At 61.7% G+C, this 23365-nt stretch carries 26 protein-coding genes and 1 tRNA gene; 18 read left to right on the forward strand and 9 right to left on the reverse strand.

The genetic code is table 11. From position 1 onward, the window contains the following. Positions 1–57 precede the first annotated feature (57 nt). From DAD186_RS02070 to DAD186_RS02140, 15 genes are all read left to right on the forward strand, one after another. Positions 58–477, forward strand: coding sequence for a hypothetical protein (locus DAD186_RS02070; protein ID WP_157457069.1), 420 nt, complete (start codon positions 58–60; stop codon positions 475–477). A 67-nt stretch (positions 478–544) separates the two neighbouring features. Then, positions 545–1933 (forward strand): hypothetical protein, encoded by a 1389-nt coding sequence (locus DAD186_RS02075; RefSeq protein ID WP_065247309.1) that lies wholly within the window; start codon positions 545–547, stop codon positions 1931–1933. Between the two features lie 141 nt (positions 1934–2074). After that, on the forward strand, positions 2075–2755 hold the full coding sequence (locus tag DAD186_RS02080; RefSeq protein WP_157457070.1) for a hypothetical protein: 681 nt from the start codon (positions 2075–2077) through the stop codon (positions 2753–2755). A 53-nt stretch (positions 2756–2808) separates the two neighbouring features. After that, entirely contained in the window at positions 2809–3108 is a 300-nt protein-coding gene (locus DAD186_RS02085; protein WP_157457071.1) for a hypothetical protein, read from the forward strand. Between the two features lie 155 nt (positions 3109–3263). Beyond that, positions 3264–3992, forward strand: coding sequence for a metal-dependent transcriptional regulator (locus DAD186_RS02090; protein WP_065247312.1), 729 nt, complete (start codon positions 3264–3266; stop codon positions 3990–3992). 184 nt (positions 3993–4176) lie between these two features. Beyond that, positions 4177–5094 carry a C40 family peptidase gene (locus tag DAD186_RS02095; protein WP_236886272.1) on the forward strand — a complete coding sequence of 306 codons (918 nt, stop codon included), beginning with the start codon at positions 4177–4179 and terminating at the stop codon, positions 5092–5094. Between the two features lie 87 nt (positions 5095–5181). Then, positions 5182–6063: a hypothetical protein gene (locus DAD186_RS02100; RefSeq protein WP_065247314.1), complete on the forward strand. Its 882-nt coding sequence runs from the start codon at positions 5182–5184 to the stop codon at positions 6061–6063. Positions 6064–6236: 173 nt separating this feature from the next. Beyond that, complete coding sequence (locus DAD186_RS02105; RefSeq protein WP_065247315.1) at positions 6237–7643, forward strand: GntT/GntP/DsdX family permease; 1407 nt, start codon at positions 6237–6239, stop codon at positions 7641–7643. Positions 7644–7692: 49 nt separating this feature from the next. Then, on the forward strand, positions 7693–9063 hold the full coding sequence (locus DAD186_RS02110; RefSeq protein ID WP_236886273.1) for a D-serine ammonia-lyase: 1371 nt from the start codon (positions 7693–7695) through the stop codon (positions 9061–9063). A 244-nt stretch (positions 9064–9307) separates the two neighbouring features. Then, positions 9308–10519 (forward strand): ROK family transcriptional regulator, encoded by a 1212-nt coding sequence (locus DAD186_RS02115; RefSeq protein WP_065247316.1) that lies wholly within the window; start codon positions 9308–9310, stop codon positions 10517–10519. Between the two features lie 41 nt (positions 10520–10560). Continuing rightward, on the forward strand, positions 10561–11883 hold the full coding sequence (locus DAD186_RS02120; protein WP_065247317.1) for an ABC transporter substrate-binding protein: 1323 nt from the start codon (positions 10561–10563) through the stop codon (positions 11881–11883). After that, on the forward strand, positions 11880–12851 hold the full coding sequence (locus tag DAD186_RS02125) for a carbohydrate ABC transporter permease (protein WP_208854268.1): 972 nt from the start codon (positions 11880–11882) through the stop codon (positions 12849–12851). The genes DAD186_RS02120 and DAD186_RS02125 overlap by 4 nt, the downstream gene beginning before the upstream one ends. Then, positions 12844–13743 (forward strand): carbohydrate ABC transporter permease, encoded by a 900-nt coding sequence (locus DAD186_RS02130; protein WP_065247318.1) that lies wholly within the window; start codon positions 12844–12846, stop codon positions 13741–13743. Before DAD186_RS02125 ends, DAD186_RS02130 begins: the two co-directional genes overlap by 8 nt. Positions 13744–13779: 36 nt before the next feature. Further along, positions 13780–14784 (forward strand): Gfo/Idh/MocA family protein, encoded by a 1005-nt coding sequence (locus DAD186_RS02135; protein WP_065247319.1) that lies wholly within the window; start codon positions 13780–13782, stop codon positions 14782–14784. Continuing rightward, positions 14781–15785, forward strand: a complete 1005-nt coding sequence (locus DAD186_RS02140) for a Gfo/Idh/MocA family protein (protein WP_082991039.1) — start codon at positions 14781–14783, stop codon at positions 15783–15785. The genes DAD186_RS02135 and DAD186_RS02140 overlap by 4 nt, the downstream gene beginning before the upstream one ends. Positions 15786–16312: 527 nt before the next feature. Here the strand turns inward: DAD186_RS02140 and DAD186_RS02145 are convergent. The 8 genes from DAD186_RS02145 to DAD186_RS02180 all read right to left on the reverse strand — a co-directional run bounded on the left by DAD186_RS02145 (position 16313) and on the right by DAD186_RS02180 (position 20592). Then, complete coding sequence (locus tag DAD186_RS02145; protein WP_065247320.1) at positions 16313–16897, reverse strand: hypothetical protein; 585 nt, start codon at positions 16895–16897, stop codon at positions 16313–16315. Next, positions 16894–17364 (reverse strand): hypothetical protein, encoded by a 471-nt coding sequence (locus DAD186_RS02150; RefSeq protein ID WP_065247321.1) that lies wholly within the window; start codon positions 17362–17364, stop codon positions 16894–16896. Before DAD186_RS02150 ends, DAD186_RS02145 begins: the two co-directional genes overlap by 4 nt. 78 nt (positions 17365–17442) lie before the next feature. Further along, the gene (locus DAD186_RS02155; protein ID WP_065247322.1) at positions 17443–17637 is read right to left on the reverse strand and encodes a hypothetical protein; all 195 of its coding nucleotides are present in this window, start codon (positions 17635–17637) and stop codon (positions 17443–17445) included. Positions 17638–17695: 58 nt separating this feature from the next. Continuing rightward, positions 17696–18277 carry an HGGxSTG domain-containing protein gene (locus DAD186_RS02160; RefSeq protein ID WP_065247323.1) on the reverse strand — a complete coding sequence of 194 codons (582 nt, stop codon included), beginning with the start codon at positions 18275–18277 and terminating at the stop codon, positions 17696–17698. Then, the gene (locus tag DAD186_RS02165) at positions 18274–18507 is read right to left on the reverse strand and encodes a hypothetical protein (protein WP_065247324.1); all 234 of its coding nucleotides are present in this window, start codon (positions 18505–18507) and stop codon (positions 18274–18276) included. The genes DAD186_RS02160 and DAD186_RS02165 overlap by 4 nt, the downstream gene beginning before the upstream one ends. Before the next feature lie 175 nt (positions 18508–18682). Beyond that, the gene (locus tag DAD186_RS02170; protein WP_065247325.1) at positions 18683–19714 is read right to left on the reverse strand and encodes an AAA family ATPase; all 1032 of its coding nucleotides are present in this window, start codon (positions 19712–19714) and stop codon (positions 18683–18685) included. Continuing rightward, complete coding sequence (locus tag DAD186_RS02175; protein WP_065247326.1) at positions 19711–20217, reverse strand: hypothetical protein; 507 nt, start codon at positions 20215–20217, stop codon at positions 19711–19713. Before DAD186_RS02175 ends, DAD186_RS02170 begins: the two co-directional genes overlap by 4 nt. 171 nt (positions 20218–20388) lie before the next feature. Further along, a complete protein-coding gene (locus DAD186_RS02180) occupies positions 20389–20592 on the reverse strand; it encodes a helix-turn-helix transcriptional regulator (RefSeq protein ID WP_065247327.1) in 204 nt (67 codons plus the stop codon). Between the two features lie 79 nt (positions 20593–20671). On the opposite strand from DAD186_RS02180, the gene DAD186_RS02185 reads away from it, so the two are divergent. Together DAD186_RS02185 and DAD186_RS11280 are read left to right on the forward strand one after the other, a co-directional pair. Then, the gene (locus DAD186_RS02185; protein WP_065247328.1) at positions 20672–21319 is read left to right on the forward strand and encodes a hypothetical protein; all 648 of its coding nucleotides are present in this window, start codon (positions 20672–20674) and stop codon (positions 21317–21319) included. Between the two features lie 119 nt (positions 21320–21438). Beyond that, the gene (locus DAD186_RS11280; protein WP_418235827.1) at positions 21439–22398 is read left to right on the forward strand and encodes a tyrosine-type recombinase/integrase; all 960 of its coding nucleotides are present in this window, start codon (positions 21439–21441) and stop codon (positions 22396–22398) included. Positions 22399–22452: 54 nt separating this feature from the next. Here the strand turns inward: DAD186_RS11280 and DAD186_RS02195 are convergent. Next, positions 22453–22525, reverse strand: a tRNA-Arg gene (locus DAD186_RS02195). Between the two features lie 128 nt (positions 22526–22653). Between DAD186_RS02195 and mobA the strand changes: the two genes are divergently transcribed. Continuing rightward, the gene (gene mobA, locus DAD186_RS02200; protein ID WP_065247329.1) at positions 22654–23346 is read left to right on the forward strand and encodes a molybdenum cofactor guanylyltransferase; all 693 of its coding nucleotides are present in this window, start codon (positions 22654–22656) and stop codon (positions 23344–23346) included. Positions 23347–23365: the final 19 nt, after the last annotated feature.

The following is a 23365-nucleotide window of genomic DNA, read 5'->3' on the forward strand; positions in this document are numbered from 1 at the left end:
CGAAATTGCGACAATCTGCGCGCCCCACGGTGCCGGCACACTCAGTAACCTTGCCGCATGAGTACATCAGGACCCACCAGGAAAACGCCGAGCGAGGCCCCACGCTTCAATCCCTCGATGCTTGAGGGCGCTTCGAATTGGGACCTCACGCCCGCGCGCACCTCTCGTAGCGGCGCGTTCCTCAAATATCTCTTTGGCACGGGTCTCGGCCTCGCCGCGCTCTCGCTCGTGCTGAGCTTTCTCGGTGTTGTCTGCGCCGTGTGCTCGTTTTTCGAACCGCTCGCGCGCATGGGCCTTGGAACACTGCCCCTCGCGGTTCTCGCGCTCGTGCTCGCGTTTGTGAGCGTTCGCCTTTCGCAGCGACTGGGCGGAAGCGCCCTCCTCTCGTTTGCCGCGATCGCCGCGTCGTTCCCGCTCGTGTTCTTCGGGCTGATCTCGTATTCGTTTCTGTTCACCATGCCGGTGGGGAAGGCCTGAGATCCGACGGCACCCCGGCCCACTCGTTGCCAAAGGTTTCTAAGGAAACCGCTTTTAGGATGGGGGCATGAGTACTCCTTACGGCAACGATCCCGTCAACAACCCCCAGGGCTACCCAAAGCCCGAGAACCCCGAGAATCCGCCGAGCGTCGAGAACGCCCAGCAGGAGCAGCCATCGGCGCCGAATTGGCAGGCGCAGGAAGCGCTCGCCCCTTCGCACGACGAGTCCGCCGCTGCGACGCCCGAGGGCGGCGTTGTGCACGAGGTTGGACCGTTCGCCTCGCAGAATGCTGAGGCTGAGGGAGACCGAAAGTCCCCTGAAGCTTTGCAGAATCCCGAAGCGACTTCGCACGATAGTGGCGTGCAGTCGTACGGTTCGACGTTCCAGCCGGCTCAGTACGGTAAAGCAGAGGAATCGGCTCCCGCGGCACCGACCTACGGCGCGCCGGAGCAGAGCACTTCCCAGAGTGACTCGGCAGGAAGCGACGCCCCGCAGAACGACCGCGCTCAAAGCGAACCTGCGCACGTCGAGCAGCCTGAGCAGGCTGAGCAGCCTCGCGAAGAGGCCACGCAATACGGCGCATACGGTGCGCCTTCATTCAGCGGCGAACAGAATGTTGCTCAGCAGTCGAATGAGCAGGCGCCGCAGAATGCCTCTTACGGCGCTCCCGGCCACGAAGGTGCAGCTCCCGAGGCTCAGAGCTACGGCGCTCCCAGTTACGGTGCCCCGAGCTACGGTTCCTCGAATGAGGCCCCGGGTTACGGCACCGCGAGCGGCGCCCCCAGCTACGGCTCCTCGAACGAGGCGCAGGGTTACGGCACCGCGAGCGGAGCCCCCAGCTACGGCTCGTCGAACGAGGCGCAGGGCTACGGTCAGAATTATGGCCAGCAGAGCTACGGAGAACAGACCCAGCAGCAGAGCTACGGTCAAGAGTACGGTCAGGGCTACGGCGGGTCGAGCTACGGCCAGCAGGGTCAGCAGGCCCCGCAGGGCGGCTACAGTGCGATGAATTCCGGCCCTCACCAGTCTGCCCCGCAGGGTGGCTACAGCGCGCAAAATTCGAGTGCCAACCCGTTCGCGCAGAGCGCCCCAAGCGCACAGAGCGCCTACTCTGCCCAGAGTGCGAACAACGGCTACGCGACCCCCGCGAGCTACAACCAGCCGCAGGCGCCTGCCGTTGACACTGCCCCGAAGAAGAGCGGCACCGTGCTTGCCATCATCGGCATCGTGCTCGCCCTCATCGGCATCGGCCTTACGTTCGTGCCGATCATGCTCGTCTACGCGCTCTCGATCCCGCTCGGCATCGTGGGTCTCGTGCTCGGTATCTGGGGCGCGGCACGCGGCTTCAAGGGCGGAAGCGGCAAGGTAATTGGCATCATTGCTGCCGTGCTTTCGGTGATTTCGATTCTGATCGGCATCGTCTCGATCATCATTGGCCTCATCGCCATGCTGTAGCGATCAGCTCAACATTCACGCGACATCGCCCCGTGCCTGCTCTGTTGAGGAGCATGGTGCGGGGCGATTCTCGTGCCGTCGCTCAACGAAATCTTGTGACGCGCCATACCTTTTTGTGTGTGCGGCGATTATGATGGCCGCATGAGCGCACCGCCACTCGAACCTGGCATGAGCCAGCAGCCCCCAAAACCCCCGCGAAATCCTGCTCTCACCGGACTACTGATTGGCGGCAATCTCATGGTGAGTGTCGCGATTCTCGCGGTTCTCGGCGTGTTCGCCTATGTTCTTTTCACGAGCCAGGGGGCGAGTGCCGAAGCCGGTAGCGAGGAAACACCCGAAACGGCAGCGATCACGCCCTCACCTAGTCCCACCGGGATGCAGTACGGCATCACGCTTGGCGGAGGTGACGAGGAAATCTACCCGCCACCGCCACCGCCCGCGCCCCTTCAGCAAGGCACGCCCGGAACTCCGGTCGATGCTGGCAAGGTGACCGTGACGGTCGTGGACAACGGCTTCCACCCTGAACAGCCTACAGATGCGGGACCCTCCCAGTGCATCACCGTGGAAATCACCTCGAAGAGCAACGAGGGTGATGCGAACGCGGCGATGTTTTGGCTGACAAGCAGCACGCACCAGGGGGTGCGTTCGCGCCCCATGATCGTGCCGGGCCAACTCATCCCCGAGATTTTGCAAGAAGGCGAGTCGACATCCGGTTTCGTGTGCTTTCCCGATGAGGTCATGGGGCAGGGCGAAAAGATTCTCACCTTTACCAACGACGACGAGGACGTCGTGGAACACAACGTGCAGTGGCGATTGCCGTGAACAGCACACAACACGAGTCGCCCTTAGAAGCGAGAGGGGGTAGTGCCACGACCGTGCCCGAGCCCGCATCCCCTCGCGCCACGACCCGGACGCTCGTCTTTGGAATCGTCGCGATCATCTTCGCAATCATCGGTGGCGCCTTTGGAATTCTCAAGGGCATGGCCCTCATCAGCATTGGCGTCGCGCTGTCGCTTCTGGGGCTCGTGCTTGCGGCATGGGCTCTCGTGCTTGCCGTTCGGCGCGCGTCCAAAGGCGGAATGGTTGTTGGTGCCATCGCGGCAACCGGATCGTTCTTTGCTCTCACCGCGGGAGCCCTGACGCTGATCTCGAGGATCATCACTAAGGATGTTTGAGCTCGCACCGCGCTTCGCTCGGCTTTTTGGCAGGGGGAGAGCGCTTACACGAAGGTGAGTCCGACGCTTGCGAGGCAAACGTCGGAGAGGGACTTATAGAATCGAGCAGCGCCACCCACACCCGCGCGCCCCCTGTACCCACTCGAAGGAGCACCGTGACTGACCTGATCGACACGACGGAGATGTACCTCAAAACGGTGTTTGAACTCCTCGAACTCGGGATTACACCGATGCGGGCACGGATCGCGGAGCGCCTTCACCAATCGGGCCCCACTGTTTCGCAAACGGTCGCGCGGATGGAACGCGATGGGCTGCTCTTTCTTGACGATGCGCGCGTGATCCACCTCAGCCTCGAAGGTGAACGAATCGCTACGGGGGTCATGCGTAAGCATCGACTTGCCGAGCGCCATTTGATCGACGTCATTGGGCTCGAGTATTCGAAGGTGCACGAGGAGGCGTGCCGATGGGAACACGTCATGAGCCTCGACGTGGAGCGGAAGATCGCCTCTCTTTTGAAGCCCCCGTACCGTGATCCGTACGGCAACCCGATCCCGGGCCTCGCCGAATTGGGCTGCGGGCTCGAAGACATCCACCCCGGGGTGGCCGAGGGCGTCAATGGCTCGAATGTTCGGCAAAGTGCGGGTCAAAGGCTTGTGGACTGTGACCTGAGCGGGGGAGAGCGCCGCGTAAGAGTCGCCTCGATCGGTGAGGTCATTCAATCGGACGTGACGTTCTTGGCGGATTTGGAGAACCATGGGATAGTTCCCGGCGCTGACGTGCGTGTTTATGCCGACGCGGACGCGATCGTTCTCGAAGCGGTCGCGGGGGAGTCGATCTCGCTCACGCCTTCTGATGCGGGACACATTGGGGTCGATTTAGTGTGACCTCACCCGGTCTAGGTAAAGGGTAGTCAAAGACTTGTCACAGCCTCCGTCAGATCTCTCTGGCGGAGGCTTTTCATTCCGTAGAGTTTTACTCGGTTGCGGATGACCCGCGCCCCCGCTCCCGGATTTTCACTCCTGCTCCGGGAAGCCCGAAAGCTTAGGCAGGAGCCGCAAGGCCGAGAACATGGAAGGTCCCCAAGTGTCGAATCGTTCCGCGAAGACCCATCGCCGCCAGATGCGCCCCGTCACGCCCGTGGCCCGCGCAACCCGTGGCACCGCTGGCGTTGCTTTCGCTGCGACCTTCGTTCTCACCGGCACCACCGGCGCTCTCGCCGACGGCACTACCCAGGCCGATGCGGCTGCGGAGTCGGCGAACATTATCGCGCCCGTCACCGCCCCCGCCGTGACCATCCCGGCCGCGCAGAAGCACGATGATGCCGCCTTTGGTGTATTCTCTGCCGAAGCTGCGACTCTCAAGCCCAAGGCGCCCGTTGTTGCGGTCGAAGAAGCAGACAGCCACGACGCGGACGCGGAGGAGAACACTCGCGACGAAGACTCGCGCAACCGTGAAGATGAGCGCTCGAACCGCGATGAGGAGCGCTCGAACCGCGATGAGGGGCGCTCGAACCGCGATGAGGAGCGCTCGAACCGGAACAACGAGCGTTCGAACCGCGATGATCGTAATCAAGACGAGCAAGATTCGCGCGCCCAGGACGAGGGCGAGACGCACGATGAGGAGACCGAAGAGGCTGCAAGCCCCGCGGTCGCAGGCAGCTCGATCTTCGCCACCGCGAAGAGTGGCATTGGCGTTCGCTACGTGTTTGGCGGCAGCTCGCGCTCCGGCTGGGACTGCTCGGGCTTCACTTCATGGGTGTACCGCCAGCACGGCATCAACCTTCCGCACAGCGCGGGCGCTCAGGCTCGCATGGGTAAGCGCATCTCGAAGTCGCAGGCCCGCCCAGGCGATCTCGTGTATTACCCCGGCCACGTGGGCATCTACGCCGGTAACGGCATGATTCTCGACGCGGGAAACTCGCGTAAAGACACAAGCCTCCGCAAGATGTGGAAGGCTAACTGGTCGTACCACCGCATCGTTGACTGACCCTCATTCTTTCGAGGCGGCCATCTCGGTTCATTCCGAGGTGGCTTCCTTATTTAACCGCCGACCGCGTTTCGGTAGGGTGAGGCTATGACTATCGTGCGTGAAATCGGGGCCGTGCTCCTCGTGCTTATTTCGTTTGTGGCCACGACCGTGAGCGTTCCCGCGGCGTGGGTACGCGACCGCATTGTCGATAGGGACGGCTTCTTATCGCTCACGAGCCCCCTCGCGCATGACCTCGATCTGCAAAAGGACCTCGCGAACGAGGCGATGAACCAGGTTGGTGCAGGGCTTCCCATTCCCGCGGGCCTGCGCTCTACGGTTCAGGACACGATTCTGAGTCAAATCGGGGTCGTGACAGAGACTGAAGCCTACGGGCACATGTGGACCGGAACGATGGGGGACATGCACGATCAGCTCACGAGCGGCGCCACGACCGTGACGGTGCACGCCGACCTCACTCCCGTGTGGGATGCCCTCCTTGCCCCCGTGCAGTCTATTCTCCCGTTCGATCTCCCCGATGTAGGGCCAACGGTCGTGACCCTGGGAACATTCGATTCCGGTTGGTTCGAGGTCCTGGAGGCCTGCGCAGTGAACGCCACGCTCTTAACGGTTGTGGGAGTCGCTGCTGGTCTAGGCGCCCTGGCTATCTCGAACGTGCGGCTGCGCACACTCGTGCTTCTTGGTATCGCGGTAGTTCTCTCGGCGCTCACGTGGATAGCCGTTCTCTACAGCAACAGTCTTTGGGCGCCCGAATCTCTCACCGGGTCTACCGTTGGTGGGCCGCTGGTGCAGCGCGTGCTCGATGCGGCCGCGCACGACGTTTTCGTGCCGGCTGTTATGTGCGCACTCACTGGGCTTGGACTCATCATCGTGGCCGTCACGGGCATGTCGATTGTCGCGGCGCGGCGAGCTTCTGCCCGGCAACAGGTGGTAGCGCCCGCGCATATCGGATACCCCGAGCGCTGGTAAAAATGCTCGCCTCTGGGCCTGTACTCTCGCGCACATAGCCCCTGACCTGGGGTTTATAAGGACTTAGGGGCAGCGCTCGTCCATGTGACGAACGATACGGTAGAAGCACCGGAACCGCTCCCAGCGGTGAGGGTGCCGGCCAGTTGCCCCGATACCGCCAATGGAGGCGTGTGATGTCTACAGGTGCACTCGTTGCCGTGTTGCTTGCGGCGATTGCTCTGATCGTTGTTCTTATCGTCAAATTTAAGATGCACGGTTCGCTTGCGCTTGTGATCGCGGCTCTCGCGGTGGCGCTCGTGACTGGCGTGAAGCTTTCCGACATTGCCGATGTGATCGAGGGCGGTGTGGGAGGCACGCTTGGCTTCCTTGTACTCATCATCGGTTTTGGTGCGGTGCTCGGCAAGATGCTCGAAGTGACCGGAGGCGCAGAGCGCCTCGCGACGTCGCTTGTGCAGGCTTTCGGTGAGAAGCGAGCACCGCTTGCCATGGCGGTTCTGGGGCTTCTCGCTGGCATTCCGGTGTTCGTCGAAGTGGGCTTCGTGCTGCTCGTGCCGCTCGTATTCGTGGTGGCGAAGAAAGCGGGAATCTCGCGCGTCATCGTGGGTGTTCCCCTCGCGATCTCACTTATGACGGTGCACTGTATTCTTCCGCCTCACCCGGCGGCAACGGCAATCGCGGGTACTCTCGGGGCAGACGTGGGTATGGTCATTATGCTCGGCCTCGTGGTGGCGACTGCCTCGGCGCTCGTTGCGGGCCCGATCTTCGCGCGGTTCGTGCTTCCCGCTCTCGACGTTCGTGCGACCGTTGCAAGTGGCCCCGGTGAGCCCACCATTCCCGGTAACGCTACTGGTGTCTCGTCGGCCGATGCGGCGGTTGTCGAATCGCGACTTACCGACGCAGAAGCGGAGCATTCGCTCCCGGGGTTCTGGATCACGCTCCTCACGATTCTTCTTCTGCTCATCATCATGGTGGGCCGCACGGTGCTGCTGATCTTCATCGACGATTCTTCGACGCTCGGGGGAGTGGTCTCCTTCGTGGGGAACCCCATCACCGCGCTTCTCATCTCGGTTCTCTTCTCGTATGTTTCCCTTGGCCTCAGCCGCGGCATGAAGCTCACGAGTATCTCGGAGATCACCGATTCGGCATTCGGTCCGATCGGTGGCGTACTCCTTATCATCGGTGCGGGAGGCGGCTTTAACGCGGTACTTGAAGCTTCGGGTATCGCGGAAGCTCTCGCGGATTCGCTCGGGCAGCTACCGGTGAGCCCCGTGATCGTCGCGTGGCTCGTTGCCCTCTTGCTGCACTTCGCCGTGGGCTCGGCAACCGTCGCCATGATCAGTGCCGCAGGCATTGTGCTCCCTATGCTTGCCGCGAACCCCGATCTTTCCCCGGAAATTCTTGCGCTCGCGATCGGCGCCGGCGCGATTGGCCTCACCCAGGTCACCGATTCACTGTTCTGGATGTACAAGGAGTACATGCAGATCAGCGTCGCTGATGCTTTCAAGACCCTCACGCTCGGGACGACGATCAGCTCGGTCGTCGCTCTAGGGGCGGTTCTGGCCCTCAGCATTCCCTTCTAATCCTCGCGAGACAACTGTCCATAAGACCGAACTGTTCAAGGAGACAGATATGACTGACATGACTGATATGACTGACACGATTGCCGGGCGCACACGCGCTGCCTGGATCGACGAGTTCCCGCTCATTAGCGAGTTGGCCGCGATGCGCGAGCTTTCGTGGTTCAATCCGGAAATCGCAGGGACCGCGGAGGAGGGGATCGCCGACGTGGGCCTGACCGAGGCGGATATCCGCGATGCCTCAGCCCGGCTCAAGCGCTTCGCGCCCTACATCCGCTCGGTGTTTCCCGAAACTTCGGTGTCGGCGGGCATTATCGAATCCCCGATTGCCGCGGTCCCGAACCTTGCCTCCGTGATCGGTGAGCGCAAGGGCGTGCAGATGCCCGGTTCTATGTGGGCGAAGCTCGATTCGCACCTCCCGATTTCTGGCTCGATCAAGGCGCGTGGCGGCATCTACGAGGTGCTCAAGCACGCCGAAGAGATCGCCCTCAAACATGAGCTCATCACGCTCGACAGCGACTACAGCGTGCTTGATTCTGATGAGGCACGCGAGGTGTTCGGCCGCTACCGCGTGGCGGTTGGTTCTACCGGCAACCTCGGCCTGTCGATCGGGATCATGAGCGCGAAACTTGGTTTCAAAGCAAGTGTGCACATGTCTTCCGACGCTCGCCAGTGGAAGAAGGACCGCCTTCGCTCGCACGGCGTTGAGGTCGTGGAGTACGAATCGGATTATTCGATTGCTGTGGCGGCAGGTCGCAAGCAGGCGGAAAGTGACGAAACGATTTACTTCGTTGACGATGAGAATTCCAAGAGCTTGTTCCTCGGCTACGCGGTGTCGGGTCATCGGCTCGCGGGGCAGCTACAGGCGATGGAGGTGCAAGTCGACGCTGACCATCCGCTGTTCGTGTACCTCCCCTGTGGGGTGGGCGGCGGCCCCGGTGGTGTCGCTTTTGGCCTCAAGGTCGAGTTCGGAGATGCTGTGCGCTGTATCTTCACCGAGCCCACGCACTGCCCGTCAATGCTGCTGGGTGTGCACACGGGTGCGCACGAGGCGCTCGCCGTGCAGGACTTCGGGATTGACAACGTCACAGCGGCTGATGGCCTCGCGTGCGGCCGCCCTTCTGGTTTTGTGGGGCAGGCGATGGGGCGGCTTATCGACGGCTTCTATACGGTCGATGATGACGAGATGTACCGTCTCGTCGCTGAGGCAGACAGCGCCGAAGGGCTGAAGATGGAGCCGTCGAGCGCGACGAGCCTCCTTGGCCCCACGCACGTGTTGGCGAATGCCGAGTACCGTGAGCGGATTGGTGTCGACGAGGAAAAGCTCGCGAACGCCACGCACCTGTCGTGGATCACAGGCGGCAACATGGTGCCCGAAGAGGAAATGGCGAGCTACATCGAGAAGGGGAATTCTCTTCTGTAGCATGCGCGTCAACGCCTAAGGAAGCCCCGAGCGGATGCGCTCGGGGCTTCTTGCTGCTCGAGGGACGTGAGCCGCCGGTTCCGGCCACAGGTTGTCATGCGGGGACGTGCGTCTGAATTATGGGTGAACAGGTGCTGACATTTCGTTTCCTGCCTTGAGGAAAAGTCACGCCATTGGTTTATTTAAATCGTCTTTAAAAACTCCTGGTGCGAACGCGGCAGGTGCGAATTCGAGGAGGGTAACCATGGCGCGAGCGCGAAGTGCGGCATCCGCAGCGCGTGCGGTGCCGGCTGACCAGCGCACCCCCGCGCTCCTCGTTTCTCCCGAAGAGCAGTGCCTTATATTGCTTCGCGATCACCGCTCGCTTACGGCGAGCGCGATCGCGAGCCGCACCGATCTTTCGCGGCCCACGATCGATGCTGCTCTGCGCTCACTCGAGACAGCCCACGTTGTCACTTCGGACTTGCGCCCGACCGGAAAAGCGGGGCGACCTGGGCGAACATACACGTTCGTGCCGCGCGACCGAATGATTGGCGTGGACATTGGCGCGCATGCGATTCGTGCGATTGCTACTGACCGCGCCGGTCGCATCCTGGCACGCTACGAAGCGGATCGCGTGCGCGAGCCTTCGCGCGACACCTTCCTCCGTGACCTCGATGACGTGGTTCGGATCGTGAGCGAGGGCGCCTCGATAGCGGGTGTTGGGCTCGCGGTTCCCGGCATCGTCAAGTCCCAAAAGGTGAAGCTTTCGCGTGTGCTGCCCTACCTTAATGATTGGGATTTTCACCGTGAAATTGAATCCCTCATAAACGTGCCGCTTTTTGTGAGTAACGACGTCAAGGCGGCCGCGCTCGGGGAAGCGCGTCTCGGTGCCGGCACGGTGGATTCGTCTCAGGTGACGGTATGGCTCGGTCGCCGTGTGTCGACCGCTGTGACCCTCAACGGCGAGCTTTTCGAAGGTGCCAATGGTGTTGCTGGCGAAATGACGACGGCGGTGGGCACCCAGTGGACTCCTGGGTCTGTATGCGGTGACTGGAAATGGCCGGAGGGCAGGAGTCCTCTTGAGACTGCCGAGCGCGCCCACGCGGGCGACGCCGAATCCCTCGCGAGCGTGCACGAGTATCTCGAGGCCCTCGCCGACCCCCTGTCGCGTCTCGTCGCGATCCTCGATCCAGAGGTGCTCGTTCTCGCGGGCGCTCTGAGCGAGACCTCCGCGCCCCTCGCGGATTTTCTCGCGACCAACCTGAAGGAACGCCTCACGGTGCCCTTCTTGCCGCGGATCAAGCGCTCAGCGCACGGCCGTTATTCAACAGCCGTCGGAGCCCTTTACACCGCGTTCACGAACCCGAGTGCACCCGCACTCGCCCACTGGCAGCTGCCCGCGCCCCTGACCCTGACCGCCCCCGACCTTCCGACCGACACCACTATCCACTCAACCCGCACACATGCCAGTTGACTGTTGATCCCTCTTTTCTCCCACGACCCAAGGAGCACATCATGACGACATCCACCATTGCTCGTCGGTCTCTTCTCGCCGCAAGCGGCGCTGCCTTCGCGGCCGCCGCAGCTGGATGCGGCGGTGCCGGAACCGGAAACACTTCGAGTGAGGGTACGAAGAACGAAATCGGCGACGACCCCGAAAAGGTCGAAGGCAGCATTTCCTACGCCTTTTGGGACGTCAACCAGCAGGACATGCTGGAAGAGATGATCAAGGCGTTCAATGAGAAGTACCCGAACGTCAAGGTCAGCCTCCAGATGACCCCGTGGAAGGAGTACTTCGGGAAGCTGCGCACGCAGGTGTCCTCGAAAGCTCTTCCCGACGTGTTCTGGATGACCGGCCCGAACTTCCGCTCCTACGCCGAGAACGGCCAGCTCGCCTCGCTCAAGGGCCTCCAGGATGCCGGCCTGTTCGATCCGAAGAATTATCCTGAGGCGCTCGCTGACATGTACAGCGTCGACGGTGAGCCGTTCGCTGCGCCGAAAGACTTCGACACCGTCGCCATTTGGTACAACAAGAAGCTCTTCGACCAGGCCGGTGTCGCCTACCCCGACGAGACCTGGACGCTCGACACCTACAAGGAAAAAGCCGTCGAACTCGGCGAGAAGCTTCCCGACGATGTCTGGGGCTGCGCCGAGGTGTTCTCGCGCACGGCGTCCTACTACCACTCGATCGCTATCACGGGTGGCTACGTGATTTCGGAGGATAAGAAGAAGTCCGGCTATGACGATCCCAAGACCATTGAGGGCGTGAAGTTCTGGCGCGATCTGATCGAGATCGGCGCGTCCCCCGACCTTGACTATCTCGCCGAGAACTCCGCCTACGCCATGTTCGAGAGTGGCAAGTGTGCGATGCAGTGGTCGGGCAATTGGCGCGTGCCGGCGATGCTCAAGGCATCGACCAAGGATGACGTGACCGTCGCGACGCTGCCCGGCGGCGACATTCCTAAGACCGCCGTGCACGGCATCGGTAACTGCATCTCTGCCTTCACCAAGAATATGCCTGCCGCTCAGGCCCTCGTCGCCTTCCTCGCCGGTGAAGAGGCCGCAAAGATCAGCGCCGAATCCGGTGCCGCGAACCCGGCCCTCAACGGCACTCAGGATGGTTACGTCAGCGCCCACCCGGAGCTCAACCTCCAGGTGTTCATCGACCAGGCCGAGAACAACGGCGTGGCGTTCCCGATCTCGAAGAACTGCCCCGACTGGCAGGAGCTCGAAGGCGAATACCTCACGAAGGTCTTCACCGGTGAACTCACTGCCGAGGAAGGCTGCACCGAGCTCGCCAAGGCCATGAACGAGGTTCTCGCAAAGGAGAGCGAGTGAGCTCGATCGACGCTTCGAACGCTGCCGCTGGCGCCGCCTCTGAAGAAATTCACGAGGCGAGCCAGCGGCCCCCGCGGAAGAAGAAGCGCCGCGGAAGCATGAGCGACGGCATCTGGCCGTGGCTCTTCATCGCCCCGACCGTGATCGGCATTGGCCTCATGTACTTCGTGCCGATGATCATGAGCTTCGGCATGTCACTCACGTCGTGGTCAACGTTCGAGCCCGCGCACTTCGTGGGGCTCGACAACTTCAAGCGCCTTGCCGAGGATCCACAGCTCCCGCGCGCATTCCTCAACACGGTGATCTACACGGTCATCATTTTGCTCGCGATCCCGATCTCCGTGCTTTTCGCGGCGCTGCTTGAGCGCCCGGGGCTCAAGGGCGCCGGCATCTACCGCGCCCTGTTCTTCCTGCCGTACATCGCGATGCCCACGGCGATCTCGATGGTGTGGCGCATGATCTTCCACAGCGAAGCCGGCATCGTCAACGTGGTTTTGCGATTCTTCGGTATCGAAGGCCCACGGTGGATCACGACCGAATGGGTGGCCCTCATTGTCGTCGCGATCGTGGGCCTGTGGATGAGCATCGGTTTTAAGATCATCGTGCTCGGTGCGGGTCTGAAAACGATTCCGCCCGAAGTGTACGAGGCTGCGCAGCTCGATGGCGCGGGAACGTGGCGCCAGTTCTTCTCGATCACGATCCCACTACTGACTCCGAGCATTTTCTTCCTCACGGTCACGAGCATCATCGGTGGCTTCCAGCTTTTCGATCTCATTTTCGCGGTTCTTGGCGACGCCAACCCCGTCACGAAGAAGACGCTCTCGCTCGTGTACCTGTTCTACCGCGCGGCCTTCCCGGGCGACGACAAGGGCTACGCCTCCGCGATCGCCCTTCTCATCCTCGTGATCGTCGGCATTCTCACGATCGTCCAGTTCCGGGTCCAGAAGAAGTGGGTGAACTATGACTGATTCCCTCGCCCCCGATTTTCCCTTCGACGACACCAAGGCGAAGAAAAAGAAGAAGCAAAAGCGCAGCAAAGGCCTGCACGGGCACACGTGGGACGCGCACCTGATCCTCGCGATCGGCGCCCTCACGATGCTGTTCCCGTTCCTGTGGCAGATCAAACTCGCGCTCAGCACCCGAGCCGAGGTCGTCGAGATTCCGATGAACCTCTGGCCCGAGAAACTCCGGTGGGAGAACTTCGCGCGTGTCTTCGAGTTTGTCCCGTTTACCGAGCAGATGACCGTCACCGTCAGTTACGCGATCCTGAGGGTCCTCGCGGAACTCGTGACATGTTCACTCGCCGGATACGCATTTGCGCGCATGCGCTTTCGCGGCCGCAATGTCATCTTCTTCCTCCTGCTCACGGTGCTCATGGTTCCCGGGCAAATCTTCCTCATCCCGCAGTACCAGATGGTTGACGCGGCGGGGCTTCTCGACAACTTCTTCGCGATCCTCGCCCCGGGCCTCGTGAGTGCCTTCGGCGTGTTCTTCATGATGCAGTACTTCCGCCGCATCCCCGAGGAACTCGTGGACGCCGCGAAGCTCGATGGCTGCAACCCGTGGCAAATGTTCTGGAAGATCATGCTTCCGCTCGCGCGACCGGCGCTGTTCTCCTTCGGCGTGATCACGCTCCTGTCGGCCTGGAACAGTCTCCTGTGGCCGCTCGTCGTTATCAACTCGACCGAGAAGTACCCGGTGGCGGTGGGCCTCGCGATGCTCCAGGGCGACCACCTGGTGGGGCCCGACTACCCGATGATTATGGCGGCGAGCCTCATGGCCATGGCCCCGGTGTTCCTCGCGTTCGCCATCATGCAAAAGAAGGTCATCGAAGGCTTCGCACTTTCGAGCTTCCGCTAAAACCTTCGGTTCAGTGTCACTTGAAAGAATGAATGAATGACTTTCCATTCAGAGCCGAACCCGCGCGTGGGCATCGTGGGAACCGGAGGAATCTCCCGTTCCCACGCCCGCGGCTGGCGGGCCCTCGGTGCCGACATCCACGTGTTCAGCAGTCAGGGAGCGGAAGATTTCGCCGCCCAGTTCGCGCCCGTCACGATCCACGACTCGTTCGACAGCCTCCTCGGGGCGGCCGACGTCATTGACGTGTGCACCCCAACCCCTTCGCATCCCGAGTACGTGCACGCCGCGCTCGATCACGGCACGCACGTGCTGTGCGAGAAGCCGCTCGCGCTCACCTCGAGCGAGGCGACGCGCATGGCGGAACACGCTCGCGAGGCTGGTTTGATTCTTTTCCCCGCGCACGTTGTGCGGTTCTTCCCTCAATACGAGGTGCTTCGCCGTGCTGTTGATTCCGGCCGACTCGGCGATCTTGCTGTTCTGCGCTTCGAGCGCTCCGGTTCGATGCCCGTGCAGCCCTGGTTCGCAGACGAGTCCGTCAGCGGCGGCATCATCATGGACCAAATGATCCACGACATCGACCAGGCACTGTGGCTCGCGGGCGAGGTGAGAAGCGTCTTTGCCACACAGAACATCTCGAGCGGCGACAAGAGCGTGCGCGCCGCTCACGTGATTCTCACCCACGCACACGGCGCACTCACGTTCTGCCGCGGCCTGTGGGGTGCGAAAGGCACCGTCTTCCACTACTCCTTCGACGTCGCGGGAAGCAGCGGCAAGCTCACGTACGACTCCGCAATAAACACCGGGATCGAATTCGATGCGGTTGCCTCGTCGAGCGAAAGCAAGAGCTACCTGCCGAGCGTCGCCGGGATGCGCGATCCCTACGGGGCCGAGATCGAGGATTTCTGGAACTGCGTGAAGCAGGCGAGCGTCGGAAACCCCGGGCCCGCCCCTCGCGTGAACGGTTCCGACGCCGCCTGCGCCATCGCCGTTGCCGAGGCGGCCCGCGAATCCATCCGCACCGGCGAAAGGATCGTGCTGTGAACGCGACCGACCCCACCCTTGCGGGCCGCGCCCTGCGCGTGGCCGTGCTGAGCGCCGCCCACGTCCACGCTGCCTCCTACGTGCGCCTGCTGGAAAGTCGCGCCGACATCGAGGTGGTCCTCGCGGATCCGGACGGCTTCGGCGATGTCCCCGCCGAGCGCACCGTCGCGACGATCGACGAGGCATGGACGGCATTCGACGGTGAAGCCCCCGACGCCGTCGTCGTCTGTAGCGACAACGCCGGCCACAAAGCTCTCGTGCTCGAGGCCGCGCGTCGTGGCATCCACGTCCTGTGCGAGAAGCCGCTCGCGACAACCGTCGAGGACGCCGAAGCGATGGTGACGGCGTGCACGGAAGCCGGCGTTGTGCTCATGACGGCCTTCCCCGTGCATTTTTCGCCCCAGGTTGCCGCGCTGCGCCAAGCCGTTGACAACGGCAGCCTCGGCGAGATCATCGCGCTCGCGGGTGCCAACAACGGCAAGCTTCCCGCAGGCCGCGATTGGTTCACCGACCCGGAAGCTGCCGGTGGCGGGGCGCTCGTCGACCACGTCGTGCACCTCGCCGAAATTCTCGATTCGCTCTTCGGCGAACCCGAATCCGTGCACGCGGTCGCGAACGGAGTGCTGTACGGCCACACCGGTGAGGGCGACGCGGAAACGGGCGGGCTTGTGACGCTTCGCTACGCGAACGGGCTCATCGCGACGATCGACTGCTCGTGGTCGCAGCCCGCCGAAGCCCCCACGTGGGGAGGCCTGAAACTGCACGTGGCCGGCACGGGCGGCCAGCTCGACATCGATGCGTTCTCGCAACGCGTCGAAGGTCCCGGGCAGTGGCACCCCTTCGGCCTCAACCTTGATGCGCGCCTTCTCGACGCCTTCCTTGAGGCCGTGCGCAGCGGCGAGGGGCAAGAGCCGTCGGGCGCCGTTGGCGCGCGCACAGTGCGGATCGTGAACGCTGCGCAGGAGTCGGTGCGCACGGGAATGCCGGTGCCACTGCGCTGACGCGGCGGCCGCATGGCGGTCGAAGCTCCTGCGTACCCGGTGCGTACCGGAAGGTTCGTACGACGAAGCCCAGGCCTTCTGACCTGGGTTTTCGTTGTGCCCCCGAGACGATTCGAACGTCCGACACCCGCTTTAGGAGAGCGTCCTAGGGTCTTCAGTAGAGTTCTCTATTTGTAACTTGAACTCTATTGATGCAGGTCAGAGCGTTGAGCGGGGTATCTTTGTGTCTGCTGGTGCTACTGACTTCTAGTTGCTTTTGAGGGTAATTTGAGGGCATGAAGGTTCGAAGGGGCGGATGTCGGTCACCTCGTGATCTACGTGCGGTTGTGGGCGTTTCTTGCAGAAAGGCCCGCTACTGGTGGCAGGCCTTTGACGTACTTAGGGCCTCATCAGTTGCCCTGTGGGATTTAGGGGGCGCGGGAGTACTAGGGGCGCGGGGCACGAGGACGCCAAAAGGCCGCCCACCTCGCGAAAGGTGAGCGGCCAAAGCAAGAAAGGAGTCAGGAAGAATCCCTACCCCTAGGGTATCAGGATTGCTCAGCCTCGTATACGGCGTACACCCAGTCCTTTAGATACTGGGGCTGGTCATTGAGGCCACTCTCTCTGTTTTTGCGTCCGTCGAGGAACATTTCCAACTGTTCGATTCGCTTTTCCCTGTACGAAATATCGCGCTCCATCATGTCGAGCCTGCTATTTACGTACGATGTGACGCTGCTTCCCGGGCTAATGTCCGGGTAGTAGGGGCGATACTCCGCGGCGTCCAAGTCCGTGAGTTGCTTCAGGAGCTTTTGGACGGCCTTCTCGTGCGTATTTTTCTTCTTGCGTACCTCCACGAGAGTCCGCTTATCCTCCACTAAGTGCGCCTCCACCACGCCTTTCAATGCGTCGATCACGTGGGCCTTAGCCTGCTTCAAGCCGTTCTCAGCGGCGCGGGTTTTCGCGCTTGCTTCAGCGAGGGCTGTGCCGTAAGCGTCGATTTGGTCTACCTCAGGCGGGGCCGCGGTCTCTGCTTTCGCCTGTGCCGTCTTTGCTGCTTCGAGAGCTTTCTCCCATGAGGTGACGGCCTCTCGTGCACGGTCGAGTTCAGTTTCTGCCTTCTGAACCTTAATCACTTCGTGTCTCCGTTCTTGGTGGTGATGATTCGGCCGCTGCTTTCTTCGAGCATGACGCGGCGCGGCCCTCGTTTCGAGGTGGACTTCCTGGAGGTCGTGGGCCTGTGCCCGCGGGATGCTGTTTCCGTAGCCGCGTGGCGCTCACGTACCGCGCGGTTTTGCTTTCGCTGCTGTGCGTCCTTCTCGAAGGCGTCGAGAGCTTCACGGGTGACGTCGAGGGGGAATGATCCTCCGAGGTCCTGGGCGGCGTTCCACGTCTCTCGAAGCTGAGTGACGATCTTTGTTTCTGTTGCCGGGACACTTTCCAGGCCAGGGCCGTGTACGGCTACTTCGTGAGCGACGGCCCTAACGCGGGCGTCGAAGGCGGTCCCGTCTGGGTGGTCGAGCCAGGGGCGTTTCGCTCGTTCTACGCTTTCCGGTGTTGCCCCTTCAGCGAGTTGAGCGCTAAGCACGGGGTCGTGTTTCATGGTGTTCTCCTTCGTTATTTTTCTGGTGCCTGTTTTGGGTAGGCGGCCCTCCGTGACGTTTTCCGTTCGGGGTCACGGCTAGTCAATGAGTGCCTTCAGTTCCTGGAGGTTGAGGCGTTCCTTTACGCGGCGTTCGAGTTCGGGGCTCGTGGGGTCGAGTCCTTCAGCTTCGAGTTCGGCGGCGACTTCGCGCGTGATTGGCGCAATGATGGGGTAAAGGCGCATAAAGCGGGCGAAATATGTCAGGGATTCTTGTTCGGCTGTGGTGTTCATGGTGTCTCCTTGTGGTTCGAGTGCATGGGGTGAGGGAAGGTGAGCGTTATGCATAGGGTTATTCGGCGGCGGCTTTTCGTTCCTCTTCGCCCCATTGCATGAGTTCTTTTCGTACGGTCTCGTTGTACAGTTCGCGCTGTTCGGGTGTGAGGTCAGCACTGTCGCGGACACGTTCGAGGATGTCGACTACTCTTCTGGCTGTTTCCTCGCTTAGGACGTTTAGCCGTTTGTCTATGTCTAAGCGCGCGAGTTGTTCGAACGCTCGTGAGCACCGTTCCATTGCCCGTTCAAACAATTGGACGGTGGCGTCGATTTGTTCCAGGCCTGTGAGCGTGGGGTGTGTGAGGGACTGGAGCTGTTGGACTTGTTCAGCGAGGATGTCCCGCCACGCGATTGTTAGTCGCGCTGTTTCGAGTAGTTCCTCATACACCCATTGCGCGCTTACTGGTTCGCGGCGTTCGACCGTGAGGTTTTCCGCGAGGTATTGCACGCGCTGTTCGGTGATTCGGCGGCGGGCACCTCGAAGGGCCTGGGGGCTTTTGCCTCCGTGCATTCGGCAAACTGTCGAGCCCTGTAGTGGGTAGTTGTTGCATGCCTTGCCGTCGCGGTTGTGGGCCTTGCAGCGGGGCTTCTTGGTCATTGTTCCCCCTTTGTGTCGAGGTGGTGAAGGACGGCGTTCAGAGCGTCGCGAAGAGCCCGTGCGCCTGTGGTGGTGAGTTCTGTATGACCGACGAAGAACATGGGGCCGTGTTCGGGGTCGAGGGTTGCTTGGAACTGTTCGGGTGGGTTGATCCCGGGGGCCTCCAGGTCGGTCAGGGGGGTTGCGGGGATTCCGTCTGTCAACGTGAGGGTGAAGGGGGTGGTGTTCATGGTTCTTTCTCCTTGTTTTTGTTGCGGTTTTTGGGGGTGTGGCCGGGTGGTGCCCCCTTATAGGGGGGCACACCCATCGGCCACCTTCCACCGCGCGAGGGGTGGCCGGGTGTGGCCGGATAGGTTCGGCCACGCTTTGAGCTGCTGTTTTGTTGTGGGTGGCCGGGGTGTTCGGCTACGTGCAGGGGGTGGCCGAAAGGTGTGGCCGTGGGGTATCTGTTTTTGGGGTGTCACGGCCACCCTCTTCGAGCCGTTTTTTTCGCTCTCTTATGGCGACTTGTAGGTACTCGGTCGAGTACTTGACGCCCGCTTCTGTGAACGCTGTTCGTGCTTTACGTCCCCCGGTATCGTTCGGGAGTCCTAGCCGGTCGAGTTCGGCTATAAGCCGTTCAATGGCGGCGTGTTGTGTGCTTTCCGTTGCGGTTATGGCGGCGTGGCGTAGCGGGTCCATGTTGACGGTGAGCACGACTTGTTCGGGGGCGTGGCCGTTCCTGGAGTGTTCGCGCTTTAGTGTTCTTGTTCCTTTCCGTGGCTCGTAGGTGAGGCTGAAGGCGGTGTCGACGTCTGCGGCCTTCGCGATGGAGCCGCGGGCCCCTTTCGCTGCGTCCTTGCCGGTGTGGTCTATCCATAGGGCCGCTATGCCGTTTCGTCTCAGCGGTAAGGCTGTGTAGCGGTAGAACCGGCCCCAGGTGGCTGCCTCGTTCTCGTCTCCTTCAATGAACTTGCTGAGGGTGTCGAACACCATCAGATCGGGCATGAAGCGCGCTGCGAGTTCTGCGACTTGCTTGCCACCGTTCTGGGTGTCTAGCGGGGGCACTGGTGGGAATGAGAGGTAGGTCAGGCGTTGGAGGTCTCGCGGGCTGTAGCCCATATCGGTGAGGCGTTCGCGTAAGTCCGTTTCGGTGTTCTCCTGGTCGAGGTAGAGCACGTCTACGGGGTCGTTAGCGCGGCGGCCAAAATAGGGGTTGCCCGCGGCGGCGGCCGCTGCCATCTCTAGGGCTAGGAGTGACTTTCCTTGTTTGGGGGCGCTGTAGAGCGAAGCGAGTTGACCGCGTTCCACGAGCGGCCAAAGAAGCCACTCAGGGGGCTTTATTGGGCCGTTGAGGAGCTTCTCCCAGTCGACGGGCTGGAACTGCCCGGCGGGGCCTTCCTGGGCCGTAGGCGGGGCTTCCTCGCGTGACTGCTTCTCCCACTCAGCTGCTTTCATACTGTGGCTGCTCTTTCTAGGCGTTCTGTGAGGTCTGAGAGCGCGTCACGGGTGGCCTGTAGGGCGTTCTCCCATTCGTCGCTGGGCACTGTTTCAGCGGCCTGGGAGAGGCGCTCCAGGTGCTCGCGGGCTTTCCTTCGTGATGACGCTTCAACAAGGCTGTAGGCGTACGTCAGCGCCACGGGGCCTAGTGTCGATTCGGGTGTCACGAGGTCCGAGACGAACACCCCCATGCGCCCGCGGTCTTTCGCGCGGATATAGCCTGCCTTCGTCGCGATATCGGGAATGGTGACCTGGTTCGCGTCTAGCTCGTGTTCTTCGGCGTAAAGGAGGGCACCTACGAGGGCGCGTGACGCGGGTGTCGTGAAGTCTTCGGGCTTGAGTAGGGCAAGGACGGGGCGGCGCTGTTCGCGGTTCGCGAGGATGAGTCCGCCACCTATTTGCCGTTCGAGGTAGTCGACGTCACGAGGGTTCATGACGGTGGGCATGAGAGCGACTGTCATGGGCTCACCTCCGACGGTAGGGGTTGCAGGGGTGAGTGGTGGTGACGGTCGCGCGTCGAGTTGCTCGCTGTGCGAAACTGGTGGTGTGTTCGCCTTCGTGGGTGGGCATGGGGCCCCTGTCGCTATAGCCGCCAAGCATTCCAGCGACGGGGGCTTTTTTCTGTGTGGTTCTCATGCCGCGGTCTCACTGCTCTCGAACTGTTCGTTGATCCAGGCGTCCACGTCGCTTTTGCGGAACATGATTCGACCGGCGACTTTGCCGTGTTTTGGTGCTTTGCCTTCGTAGATCATTTGCCGTAGGCCTCTCTCTGTTCGTCGGATGTACTTTGCGGTTTCCGAGACGAACATGAGTTCTGGTGCTGGAGTGGTGCTCATGGCGGTCCTTTCAAGTGGTGGACACTTTTTGTCAGGATGTGTCCACTAAGAACTTTGGCATAGTGGTCGAAACTTGTCAATGACTGAACCACTATGTACTTTCGTGTTCCGCTCTGGTAGCTTTGCGGTTATGCAAACTGCTCAGCCACAACACGGCAGAAATGATGCCGAGGGCAACCCCTCCCCGTATGTACTCCCCGGCGAGATTCTTACGTACGACCCTTTTGAGTACGACACACCGCTTTCTGCGCTGGTCAGATTGCGTATGCGCCCGGGACCTGAAGCTCTTTGCTTTGAAGTTGGGCTGGAGATGCTGGCACCTTCATGGGCGGATGATGCGGCGCGCTGGCCTTCAGTTGTGAACTCTCTTAAGGTCGAGCCCTCTGAGGGGGCGGTAGAGGAGCGACTCACGGCGGGACTCGTTCGGTCGATTCGTTTCGGCGAGGTCCATCACTTCGCGCACGTGGGGGTGATGCATCATTACTTGAAGTTTGCGGATCCTGAAGTGGATGGTGGTAAGGCGCGGTGGGCTGAGATGATGCGTCAAAATGGCCCCGTAGACTCAACACTGCGTGAAGTAGCGGCCATATACCGCCATGCCGAGGCGATGGGGGCCCGGCCGGTAAAAATGGTCACCGAAACGTTCGATTTGCCCAGAACTACCGCCACCCGCTGGGTCAGGATGGCGCGCGAAAAGGGGTTCCTTGAACCTAAGAAGGGCGGCTAGTCGTGCCCTCCGTGAAAAGGATGAAAAGTGGGCGATGGCGCGCCCGGTACCGGCGCGACGGGAAACAGTACGAGAAGCACTTTAGGCGTGAGATCGACGCGACGCGATGGGTGCGAGAAATGACCGCGTCTGACGTAACCGGGGCGTTCGTCGACCCCTCGCGCGGGCGCGTTACTATCTCCAGCATTGCAGACGTTTGGCTCCAAACGCCTAGTTGGACCGAGTCTACTCGTGCCCGTAATAGGTCAATTGTCGGCACGTACATAATTCCGCGGTGGGGGAGTGTTCGCGTTGACCGAGTTGCCTACGAGACGGTTCAAGCCTGGGTGAACGAGTTGAGCTTGACTCTCGCCCCCACAACGGTGCATAAGGTAGCGGGTGTGCTGCGAAGTATTCTTCGCGTTGCAGTGAAGTCGCGGCGCATTGCGGTTAACCCGGCCAGTGACTTGGAACTTCCACGTCCAAAGGTGAAAGCGCGTCGATACCTTGACGCCTGTCAAGTCGAGTCCCTCGCTGAAGCGGCGGATGAACACTCGTTGCTGGTCTACGTCCTTGCCTACACCGGCCTTCGTTTTGGAGAGTTAGCCGGGCTTCAGGTTGCAAACGTTGACCTCATGCGGCGGCGTTTCAGGGTCGAGCGCTCTGTTACTGAGGTCAATGGGGCTTTAGTTTATTCGTCCCCTAAGGATCATCAACGCCGCTCAGTGCCTTACCCGGCTTTTCTTGATGATGAGATTCGTGCTCTCGTGTCCGGGCGTTCCTTGGAGGCCCCTCTCTTCACGTCCCCGCTAGGTGGGGTGCTGAGGTCACGGAATGTTCGCCGGGACTGGTTCGACCTAGCTGCGAAAATTGCGGGTGTAGAGGGCCTTACGCCTCACGAGCTTCGCCACACCGCTGCTTCGATGGCGATTAGTGCAGGGGCAACACCGTTAGGCGTCCAGCGGATGCTGGGGCATGAGAAAGCAAGTGTGACCCTTGATGTCTATTCGGACTTGTTCGACTCTGACTTGGACGATGTCAGTAACCGCATGGGTGCCCTTCGATCAAAAGCTAGTGAGGGCAAAATGAGGGCAATTTAGGTTCCTCTACCTTAAAGAATTGAACCCCAGGTGCTTTGACCTGGGGTTTTGTTGTGCCCCCGAGACGATTCGAACGTCCGACACCCGCTTTAGGAGAGCGGTGCTCTATCCCCTGAGCTACGAGGGCAATCGAAAGTCGCATGCTTCACGCTTTCGAGCCCTTCCACTCTAGCGGCGATCGCCGCAGCCTCAAAGTTCCACGCGGTGTGCGGAAGCGGATGTCACGCGAGGCGGCGCGGGTGGGAGGATGGAGGCATGGAAGCTTTCGAGGTTAAAGGTGCGGCGATTGTGCTTGCCGGCGGCCGTGGCTCGCGCATGGGCGGCGTCGATAAACCCACTCTCGAGGTCGAGGAGCGGTCAATGCGCGCGAGCGTGCTGTCGGCGGCGCGTTCCGCGCTCGGCGAAGGGGCGCCTCTCGTTCTCGTGGGGGAGCGGGGCGCGGACGTGCAGGGTATCGGTGCGGTGTGCGTGCGGGAGGAGCCGCCCTTTTCCGGCCCGGTTGCGGGGCTCGCGCGTGGACTGGCCGAGTTGGAGCGGCTCGGGAGCACTGACGAGGTGGTACTTGTGCTTGGCGGCGACATGCCTTGGCTCGAGCCGCGAGTGCTCGGCGCTCTCGTGCATGCGTGCGCGGAAGCACCCAGAAAAGTTGCGGGGGCCGTGGATGCGGGCGGGCGTCGGCAATTCCTGTGCGCCGCGTGGCCGCGCGCGGTGCTTGCGCGCGCCCTTTCGCACCTTGCAGGGGAGGGGGGCGGCGGATCTCTCGTTGGGGCAAGCGCGAAGTCCCTCTATCGCGCTCTCGGCGAGCTCACGCCCGAGCCTGTCCAGGCGGAGTGGCTTGACGTTGGTACGCTTGCAGGCGCGAGCGGACTAGCGCCGGCGCTAGTGGCCCGCTCGCTCAGCGATATTGATTCACCCGAGCAGCTCGAGCAGGCCCGCTCGCGCCGCTGAGTGCCGGTGTTTGTGAAAG

The sequence above is a fragment of the Dermabacter vaginalis genome, from assembly GCF_001678905.1.
GTDB classification, from domain to species: Bacteria; Actinomycetota; Actinomycetes; order Actinomycetales; family Dermabacteraceae; genus Dermabacter; species Dermabacter vaginalis.

Bases quoted from the DNA above. Each gene is read 5' to 3' on its own strand.
- DAD186_RS02155 (WP_065247322.1), bottom strand. From the start codon at position 17,637: ATGAACACCACAGCCGAACAAGAATCCCTGACATATTTCGCCCGCTTT.
- DAD186_RS02110 (WP_236886273.1), top strand. From the start codon at position 7,693: ATGACTGACATGACTGATATGACTGACACGATTGCCGGGCGCACACGC.
- DAD186_RS02160 (WP_065247323.1), bottom strand. From the start codon at position 18,277: ATGACCAAGAAGCCCCGCTGCAAGGCCCACAACCGCGACGGCAAGGCA.
- DAD186_RS02170 (WP_065247325.1), bottom strand. From the start codon at position 19,714: ATGAAAGCAGCTGAGTGGGAGAAGCAGTCACGCGAGGAAGCCCCGCCT.
- DAD186_RS02175 (WP_065247326.1), bottom strand. From the start codon at position 20,217: ATGACAGTCGCTCTCATGCCCACCGTCATGAACCCTCGTGACGTCGAC.
- DAD186_RS02105 (WP_065247315.1), top strand. From the start codon at position 6,237: ATGTCTACAGGTGCACTCGTTGCCGTGTTGCTTGCGGCGATTGCTCTG.
- DAD186_RS02080 (WP_157457070.1), top strand. From the start codon at position 2,075: ATGAGCGCACCGCCACTCGAACCTGGCATGAGCCAGCAGCCCCCAAAA.
- DAD186_RS02075 (WP_065247309.1), top strand. From the start codon at position 545: ATGAGTACTCCTTACGGCAACGATCCCGTCAACAACCCCCAGGGCTAC.
- DAD186_RS02185 (WP_065247328.1), top strand. From the start codon at position 20,672: ATGACTGAACCACTATGTACTTTCGTGTTCCGCTCTGGTAGCTTTGCG.
- DAD186_RS02150 (WP_065247321.1), bottom strand. From the start codon at position 17,364: ATGAAACACGACCCCGTGCTTAGCGCTCAACTCGCTGAAGGGGCAACA.
- DAD186_RS02100 (WP_065247314.1), top strand. From the start codon at position 5,182: ATGACTATCGTGCGTGAAATCGGGGCCGTGCTCCTCGTGCTTATTTCG.
- DAD186_RS11280 (WP_418235827.1), top strand. From the start codon at position 21,439: ATGACCGCGTCTGACGTAACCGGGGCGTTCGTCGACCCCTCGCGCGGG.
- DAD186_RS02095 (WP_236886272.1), top strand. From the start codon at position 4,177: ATGGAAGGTCCCCAAGTGTCGAATCGTTCCGCGAAGACCCATCGCCGC.
- DAD186_RS02165 (WP_065247324.1), bottom strand. From the start codon at position 18,507: ATGAACACCACCCCCTTCACCCTCACGTTGACAGACGGAATCCCCGCA.
- mobA (WP_065247329.1), top strand. From the start codon at position 22,654: ATGGAAGCTTTCGAGGTTAAAGGTGCGGCGATTGTGCTTGCCGGCGGC.
- DAD186_RS02115 (WP_065247316.1), top strand. From the start codon at position 9,308: ATGGCGCGAGCGCGAAGTGCGGCATCCGCAGCGCGTGCGGTGCCGGCT.
- DAD186_RS02120 (WP_065247317.1), top strand. From the start codon at position 10,561: ATGACGACATCCACCATTGCTCGTCGGTCTCTTCTCGCCGCAAGCGGC.
- DAD186_RS02130 (WP_065247318.1), top strand. From the start codon at position 12,844: ATGACTGATTCCCTCGCCCCCGATTTTCCCTTCGACGACACCAAGGCG.
- DAD186_RS02180 (WP_065247327.1), bottom strand. From the start codon at position 20,592: ATGAGCACCACTCCAGCACCAGAACTCATGTTCGTCTCGGAAACCGCA.
- DAD186_RS02135 (WP_065247319.1), top strand. From the start codon at position 13,780: ATGACTTTCCATTCAGAGCCGAACCCGCGCGTGGGCATCGTGGGAACC.
- DAD186_RS02070 (WP_157457069.1), top strand. From the start codon at position 58: ATGAGTACATCAGGACCCACCAGGAAAACGCCGAGCGAGGCCCCACGC.